The organism is Clostridium amazonense (assembly GCF_056431285.1).
The window spans coordinates 77,276-86,539 of the sequence record NZ_JBWKMH010000031.1; the positions used below are offsets into that span (position 1 = coordinate 77,276).

Annotated in this window: 3 protein-coding genes; all 3 read left to right on the forward strand. The window is 29.6% G+C overall.

What is annotated here, in order from left to right; all coding sequences use genetic code 11:
* Positions 1-281: 281 nt before the first annotated feature.
* Positions 282-4,274, forward strand: coding sequence for a cell wall-binding repeat-containing protein (locus AC07E4_RS12980; RefSeq protein WP_478216597.1), 3,993 nt, complete (start codon positions 282-284; stop codon positions 4,272-4,274).
* Positions 4,275-4,361: 87 nt separating this feature from the next.
* The gene (locus AC07E4_RS12985) at positions 4,362-8,105 is read left to right on the forward strand and encodes a hypothetical protein (RefSeq protein WP_478216598.1); all 3,744 of its coding nucleotides are present in this window, start codon (positions 4,362-4,364) and stop codon (positions 8,103-8,105) included.
* Between the two features lie 890 nt (positions 8,106-8,995).
* A partial coding sequence (locus AC07E4_RS12990; RefSeq protein ID WP_478216599.1) for a hypothetical protein occupies positions 8,996-9,264 on the forward strand: 269 nt, incomplete at its 3' end.

Here is a 9,264-nt window from a genome sequence, read left to right on the forward strand (position 1 = left end):
TTATTAAAATAATAAAATTAAAATAATAAATAGAAATAGAAAATAAATTAAAGCTTTTATTGTGCTGAATTTATTTTGTGATATAAATTAGAGCAGGATTAACAGAAAAAACTTTTTAAAGTAGGAATATTTACAATAAATAAAAAAGTCGAAATTTAAATTAAATTCGATTTTTTATAACTGGGATGCTGTGTATTAACAATGTTCTATACAATGCTGAGACAAATTAAAATATTAGACTTTAATATTAATTTTACTAAAAGGAAAAGGGGAGTAAAAACATGAAAAAAAGTTCAAGAGTAATTTCAACACTATTACTTGGTGCTACACTTACATCTTTTAGCACAGGTGTATTCGCAGTTGAATCACAAAAAGTTGTAAAAGAGAAATTAGCAGGAGCAACTAGATATGAAACAAACTTAGCAGTAAGTGCTAAATGGGAAAAAGCTGAAACTGTAGTTTTAGTACAAGGATATGCAATCCCAGATGCTCTAGCAGCAACACCACTTGCTAAGCAAAAAGATGCTCCAATACTATTAACAGAAACAGATAAATTAACAAAATCAACAGCTGACGAAATCAAAAGATTAGGAGCTAAAAATGCTATAATCGTTGGAGGAGAAGGCGTTGTATCTAAAGAAGTAGAAAAAGATTTAGAAGCAATGAATGTAAAAGTTTCAAGACTTGCAGGACCATCAAGATTCGAAACTTCAGAAGCAGTTGTTAAAGAAATGGGAGAAGTTTCTAAAGTAGCTGTAGTTAATGGATACGGTGAATCAGATGCTCTATCAATAGCAGCACCTGCAGCAAAAGAAGGAATGGCAATAGTTCTTTCAGGAAAAGATGAATTAAAAGGATCTGAGGACGCTGTTAAAAACGCTAAAGAAAAATTTGTAATTGGTGGAACAGGCGTTGTATCTGAAAAATTAGAAAAAGAAATAGGAGCAAAAAGACTTGGTGGAGAAACAAGAAACGAAACAAATGCTGCTATATTAAAGAATTTCTACAATGAAAAAGAAATCAAAAATCTTTATGTTGCTAAAGATGGTAACCCTAACATCACTGAATTAGTTGATGCTCTAGGAGTTGGACCATTAGCAGGAAAAGAAGCAAACCCAGTAATGCTTGCAGGAGCTAAAGCAAGTGCTGGTCAAATAGAATATTTAAAAGACAAAACTGCTAAAGTAGTTACAGAAGTTGGTGGAGGAATTAACCAATCAACTTTAGCTGAAATAATAAAAGCATTAGAAGTTAAAGATGTAACTCCAGAAGAACCAACAGATGATGTTGAAGTATCAGGAGTACAAGTATTAAATGCTAACCAAATAGAAATAAAATTCAGCGAAAAAGTAGATAAAGACAGTGCTGAAAATATAGGAAACTATGAAGTTAAAGAAGATGGAAAAAGTGCTAACTTAGTGTATGCTAAAAATTATGCACCAACAGAAAAAATAACATCAAAGGTAAAAGATGCAACAGCTGAAGTTCAGGAAGATGGACAAACAGTTATAGTAACATTACCACAAGCTTACTTAGGTGATAATGCTAAATTCTTTAACCAAGAAACTATAAGAATAAAAGTTGAAAACGTAATGACTGCAGATAAGAGCAGTGTTATGGAAAAATATGAAAATAAAAAAATTAAATTATTTGATAACACATTACCAGAATTAAAAGAAGTAAAACAAGTTGGTCCAAAGGATTTCAACTTAGTATTCTCAGAACCAGTAACAGCTCAAAATAGTTCTGCTATAGTTTCAGCTATCAGAATAGATGGTGGAAAATACAGCTGTACAGCTAAAACAAGAGTTGATAATGATACAGAAGCTAAAAAAATAGACGCTAATGTAGTTAGAATAACAACTTCATCAGAAGTTGCAGAAGGCGAACACACATTAACAATAAAAGAAAATAAGTTAACTGACTATGCAGGATTAAAACTTGAAGCAGTAGATACAAAATTTGATGCTAAAAAGGCTGCAGAGGATTTAGAAGCTTCAGTTTATAAAACTTCAAATGAAGTAATTGATGGCGAAAGAAAAGGAGTAGTTACTTTAGATTTCAACAGAGAAGTAGAAAATGCAGAAACAAAAGGAAAAGATAAAAATGATAATGTATCTTACTACTTAGATTATGAAAATGGTGGATACAAAGCAGAAGAAGCTACAATGATTGATGGAAAATTACAACTTATATTTGATAGAGATATTCCATCAGGAGATCACAAAATCTTAGTTGTTTATAAGAGTGAAAAGAAAGATAAAGTTCAAGATTTGTGGGAAAACGAATTAGCTTCAAGAGAAATATCATTCAAAGTTTCTAAAGATACAATTGCTCCAACAGCTACAGTAACTTATAACAAAAATGATAAAAAAATTGAAGTTAAATTCAGTAAAAAAGTAAATTATATAGATGCTACAAAAGCTGCTAACTATCAATTAAAAGATGAAAAAGGCAACTATAAAAATATCGGTAAAATAGAACAAAAAGAAGGAAATAGTTTAGTTTACAGAATAGATGCTGAAGATTTATCAGGAAAATATACTTTAACTATTAAAGGAAACAAAATTCATGATACAAGTGTAGAAAAAAATTCTATGAAAGAAACTTCATTTGAACTTGATACATTAGATTCATTAGCTCCTTCAATGACTGCTATAAGATATGGTGGAGACAAAGATACTAACAAAATCTATGTAGAATTTAGTGAAGACATGAAAACAGAAGGTGAAGGATCTATATTAGATAAATCACTTTACCACTTAGAATATACTCAAGATACTAAAAATGATTCTAAAATAAATAAAACATTAGATGAAATAGAAGATGCTAAAATAGATTTAGATGGAAATAATTCTGTAGTTATAACACTTCCAGAAAATATAGTAGTTGATGATAATGGCATTGCAAAAGATGATGTAAAAGTTAAAGTTGGAAGAGTTTGTGATGCAAATGGTAACTTTGTTTCAATTAAAGATGGAATAACAAATATATTTGGTGATAATGAAAAAGCTGTAAGTGATAAAGAAATATTCTTATTAGAAGGTAGTAACAAAGGTAAAGGTGTTGATGATACTGATATATTAGAAATTGGTTCATCTGTAAATGTTACTGATACCGATGAAATGGAAGTATATTTAAGAGGAAAAGTAACAGCAGTAGTTCAAAATGATATAAAAGTTATGGTTAATGGACAAGAATGTGATGCTACTAAAGCAGATCCTGAAGCTTGCTTGTTAAAAGTTGCTGAAGGACAATATATCGAAGCTACTAGATTAAGATTAGAAGTGAAAAATGAGAAAGCATTCAATGGAGAAGATGTATTTGCTAAAGGAAGAAAACCAGAATCTATAAAATTTGGAAAAGATGCATTAACAACAAGCTTAGAAACTAAATCAGCAAAAAAAGAATTACAATTAAAAGTAGTTGATGGAACTGATAAAAAAGTTGTTAAATATGAAAAGAAATCAGCTAGAATGTATGTTAAAAAAGATACTAATGCAGCTACAAAAGTTACATTTAGAGTAACAACTCCAGTTAAATATGTAGACAAAGATACATTCAAAGTTGATGGATACAATGTAGACAGTGCAGAAGTATCAAAAGATGGATACACAATCACATTAAACCTTGATGGAAAAGGAACATGTGTACCATGTAATGATGCTGATATAGATGTTGAATTAGCTAAACCTATATATGACACTAATGACAACAAAACAGAATCTATGGATATATTCCAAATTGATATAGTAGAAGTAGAAAAAGTAGAAGTTCCTGAAGTTAAAGAATTTGCAGTTTCAGGTGCAGTTGTAACTGAACCAGGAAAAGAAGCAAATGTAACTCTTAAACAAGGAGATAAAGAAGTAGAAACTGTAGCAACTAAAGAAGGTAAATACACATTTACTAAAAAAGTTGTAGCAGGAGATTACACTTTAGAAGTTAAAGCAGAAGGTTATAAACCTGCAACTAAAGAAATAAAAATCACTGACAAAGATGTAGTTTTAGAAGCTATAACTTTAGAAAAAGAAGTTCCAGGAACTGATTTAGAAGCTATTGCTAAAAATGCAATTGTAAAAGTAGATCAAATTATTCCAGGAGTAAAAGCTGTAGTTGTAGAACTTAAAGATGTTGCAGATCCATCAGTATATGATGTATTTGTAAAAGATACAAAAATGGAATACAACTCAGAATTTAAAAAATTCTCATGTGAGATAAATGGTGAAATTAATGAAGCTCAAGTAAAAGATGCTTTAAGAGTAGTTTTAAAATAGTAAATTAATAAAAAATTTCAGACAATAAAGTATTTTATTGTCTGAAATTTTAATGACTTAAAATGTATTGAGAAGGGAAGTTGAAAGATGAATAAAAAAATATTTAAAGGTATGTCATTAGCTGCAATATCAACAGTTATAGTGGCAACAATGTCAACACCAGTATTTGCAGCAGTAGATGGAATTATAGTACAAGATAATGAAACAAAGAAATTAACACAATATGATTTAAAAGAAATAAAAGAATCTCAAATTCAAAAAATGATGGGCGGAGAAGGTAAATTATATAAAAGTTATCTTAAAAAACTAGAAAAAGGAAAAGTATATTCTTATCATGATGATAAAATAAATGATTATGTAGATGCAGCTAAAGCGAATAAAGCATATAGAGAAGGGTTAATGAGTGGAAATCATATAGCAATAGATGATTATACTGAAATTGCTAGTGCTGAGGCTATAATAGTACCAGAAGGAACAATAGTAAGAGAAACTATAAATGAAAATGGTGAAATAGTTGAAAATCCTATTAAAGAAATGATAAAAGCTAAAGAAGTAGTTGCAGTTAATGACAAAAGTTTCAAAGTAATTGGATTAGATGAAAAAATTAAAGATACTGATTTAAAAGATATGAATATAACTTTATTAGAAGGTGAAAATAAATTAGTTGCAACATATAAAGCTGAAAGCTTAAAAGATGGAGAAGCAACTTTTGTTTTAGACGGAGAAAATAAATTAGTTGATGCTGCTACATATACAGTTTCAGCAAAAAATATCACTTTCACTAATAATAAATTTGTAGCTAAAATTGTAGCTCCATATGTTAAAACTTTAGAGGTGACAACTCAAAATATACAAGCGATAAGTAATGTAAAAGTATATTTTACAACTAAAGACCAATATGGTGAGACAATAAAAATAACAGAGGAGAATACGAAAGAGCTTAATGTAAATGGTACAATAAATGGCGTTCCAATGCTAAAAACAGAAGTTGATGAAACTCATGCTAAAGATGGGTATGTAGAAATAAAATCAGAATTAAAAGAAGGAAATAAAGTCGCTTTAACATTCACTAATAAAATAGGTGAAAATGATGTTGAAGTTGGAAAAACTTTATATACTGTAATCAAGGCTGAAGATTCAGTAGCAACAACTATTTCAGATATGAAAGCTATATATGCTAATAATGTAAATGGACATGAATTAAATAAAAATGCAGAAGAAATATTAGCAGGAGATAAAGTGAATTTAAGTGCTATAGTTAAAGATCAATTTAACAATCCAATGGAAAATCAAGAATTAAGATGGGTTGTTGAAGAAGGCAAAGATCTTATAACAATAGAGGAAAAAAATGTAGATTTACAAGATGCAAAAGCGATAACATTTACAGCTAACAAACCAGGAAAAGTTAAAATATCTGCATATAATGTAACAAATGGTGAAAAAGTTACTTTCGAAAAAGAAATTGGTGCAACTAAATTAAATGAGATAAAAGTAAATAATAATAAGTTAGAAGTAACAGCAGATACTTTAGTAAATAAAGAAGAGAAAGAAATAGGAGTTATAACACAAAATAATGGTGCTGTATTGACTCCAAATATGATAAAATTTGAAGTTAAAGTAGAAAAAACAGATGTAGATATAACAAGTGAAGATATAGAAATTTCAGCTAAACTAAGAAGTGAATTTGATAAAAAGGCAACAGAAGATAATAAAAATGATATAGTTCTACTTGCTAAAACATCAAAAGTAGGCAAATATGATGTAACTGCTTATGTTGAGGATTCAAAAAATACAAAAATAAAATCTAAAACAATTTCATTAACAAGTACAATAGATACTAATATCGTAAGTGTAGATGATATTAAATTTGATGCTAAAGAATTAAAAGTTAAAAAAGATATTAAAAAAGATATTGTATTTAGAAATAAGTATGGTGAAGTTGTAGTTACAAACAATACAAAAGTTAATTCAAGTTCAACGAAATTAACAGCATCAATAGGAAAAAATGAAGATGGAACTAAAAATATAGTGACTTTAAATGCCACTGAAGCTGGTAAATATCAGATTACAATAGATGAGATGAAAGCATTTAAATCTTATACATTAGAATTCCAAGATACAAAATTAAGCAAAATAGATGCAGGAAAAGACATTACAGGTGTAGTTGCAGGTGATGCTGCTGATAAAGCTAAGTATCAAGAAATTAAATTTTTAGATCAAGATGGCATTGAAATTGAAACTAAAAAATCTGAAATTAGTGTTATTGTAAAAGATTCTGAAGGAAAGACAGTAACTGGTAATAATACAGGATTAGTCACTTTATTAAAATCTTATAAAGTAGAAGATGGCAAAGTAATTGCAGAACAGGCTACAGGGGATGATAATCCAGTAGTTGCATATAAAATACTTCCAAATTCAACTTTAAAAGAAGGAACTTACACTGTTGAGATTTCTTGTGGTGAAGTTAAAGATTCATTTAATGTAACAGTTGGAGAAGCTAGAAAACTTAAAGAATTAAATGTTACAACAGATACAAATACTATAGGTCAAGAGGGACTTTCAACAATTAAAGTAACTCCAGTAGATCAATATGGAAACTTTAAAAAATTTGAAATAAATAATTCAAATATTGAAATAAGTGATACTAATGTACTAGGAATAGTAAAAAGTGAAGAGATTGTAAAAGTTACTCCAATAGATAAAGATGGAAAAGCAACTACAGAAGAGAAAGATACAGTTGCATACACATTCAAAATTAAGGGGTTAAAATCAGGATTAGCTGATGTAAAAGTTAAAGATACTACAGAGGGTTCAAAAATTGAAGGAAAAGTATCAATAGAAGTAGTGCCAGCTGCATCAGTAGTAAAATCAATAGAATTTGTAAATGATAATATTGATAAAGATGGTAATTATAAATATAAATTACAAAAAGGTAATATAAAAGCAGCTGAATTTGGTATAAAAGCATTAGATGAAAAAGGAAATGAAATAGCTATTAATGATAAAGATATAACTTGGGTTTCAAGTGATAAAAGTATTGCAACAGTAAAAGATGGTGTAGTCACAACTGCAGATATAAAAGATGATAAAGACAAAACTGTTACAATAACAGCATCAGTAGGAAAAGTAGAGAAATCAATAACTTTAATAGTTTCAAAAGATGAGGAAACTTTAGTGCAAGATTCAGTGAAAATAACAGCAGCAGGTGATGTTACTGATTTAAGCAAAGTTGATGCAGATGCAACTAAAGAAGGAATACAAATTTCTCTTGATGGAGACACTGTTGATGGTGAAAATAATGAAAATGGAACTATAACATTAACATTAAATGGTATCAATCAATTTGGAAATGAGTGTACTACAACAACTGTTACTTCAGTTAAACCATTTAATGAAGAAATTATTTTAGCAAATAATTCAAAAAATACAGTTACAATAACTCCAAAGTCAGTAGGAAGTTCAACATTAGAAATATTAGTTGGAACTAAAAAAATATATGTTGATGTAAATGTAACAGAAAAAAATGCTGGAATTATAAAAGCAGAAGAAGCTAAAAAATTAGAAGAAGCTAAAACAGCTTTAGCTGGAGAAATTAAAGCTATTGAAAATGGCTATGTAAAAGTATCAGTTGATGGCAGTGATATAGCTACAGCTGAGAAGTGGACAACTGAAGCAGATAAAACAGCTTTAGAAAATGAAGTAGAAGCAGCAAAATCAGTTGTAGAAAACAAAGATGCAACTACAAAAGATGTAGAAGATGCAACTGCAAAATTAAAATTAGCTGTAAAAACTTACACAGATGCTCAACAAGATGGAACTAAAGCCGAATAATAAAAGTGCGAAACGTTACTTTATAAGCTAGAGATAGTGAAATGAGTGGAGAGCTAATGGAGTATGAGGGGAAGAGTATTTCCCCTTGTATTCAAAACAAAAAAAGTCATAATATTCGTATTAGCAAACTTTTTAGAAAATTAGCTTTCTAACTTCTTTATTGAATTGATAGGTGAAATTCCTATATGGGACAACAGCCAAAAAGTCCTATGCCTAATCCTCCTGCACATTTTTAGAGCTGCTTACTCTAAAGATGTGAAGCCAGGTGAAGACGTAACAGGTGAGAGTCCTGTGCGGGGTTCTTTAAAAGGCTGCTATGGTCAAGAAATCCTAATCCATGTTTAATGCGTTATAGAAGAAGTTCATGCTGTTAAATTAATAACCATACCTTCGGCTTGGCATGAACCAGTAAGAAATAAAAAGCATGAAAAGATATAATAAAATTTTGAAAACGTATAAATTGAGTTAGTATCTTTTATATGAAATAATGTCTTACTGAATTAGGAACAATTTAGGCTGTTAAACCTAATTTGTCTATATCGTTAGTGGAGACCTAAGGCAGTTAAAAAAAGGGATAAATAAAGGGGAACGTTTGATGCTGTATAAGGGGAGAATTAGTAGATTTAAAGATCCTTATACGGGCTCAGCAGGTTCATAGTAGTGTAGATTATATGCCGTTTGTATTTTACTGGTAACAGTAGAAAAGGATAAAACATATAGGAGCGAAGGAACCTAGTCAGTGTTATATATTTGCAAAGGTAAACAGTCATCAGGTGTTGGAGAGTGCCGCTAAAAGACTGATAAAATATAACTATTGATAGAACGCCGTATGCGATGAAAGCCGCACGTACGGTGTGGACCGATCGAAATCCTGTTAAAAAGATAGGATAGTGAGGGATGGTGCAAAATCAAATGATGCAAGTGTTACAAAAATAACTGTAAAAGGAACAGAGGCAACTGTTGATTCAAGTGATTCAAAAATATATAATGTAAAATTAGCAAAAGGAACAGTATTATCTGATCTTAAAGAAATTGATGTAGTAGCAATTGCTAAAGATAGTAATGCAAAAGTAGGAACACCAGTAACAAAAGATGATGGTAATACATGGACAGTAGAAGTTACAGCAGAAGATGGAACTAAAGTTAATTATACAATTAA

Excerpts from the sequence above, each read along its gene's own strand:
- AC07E4_RS12980 (WP_478216597.1), top strand. The coding sequence starts at position 282 with ATGAAAAAAAGTTCAAGAGTAATTTCAACACTATTACTTGGTGCTACA.
- AC07E4_RS12985 (WP_478216598.1), top strand. The coding sequence starts at position 4,362 with ATGAATAAAAAAATATTTAAAGGTATGTCATTAGCTGCAATATCAACA.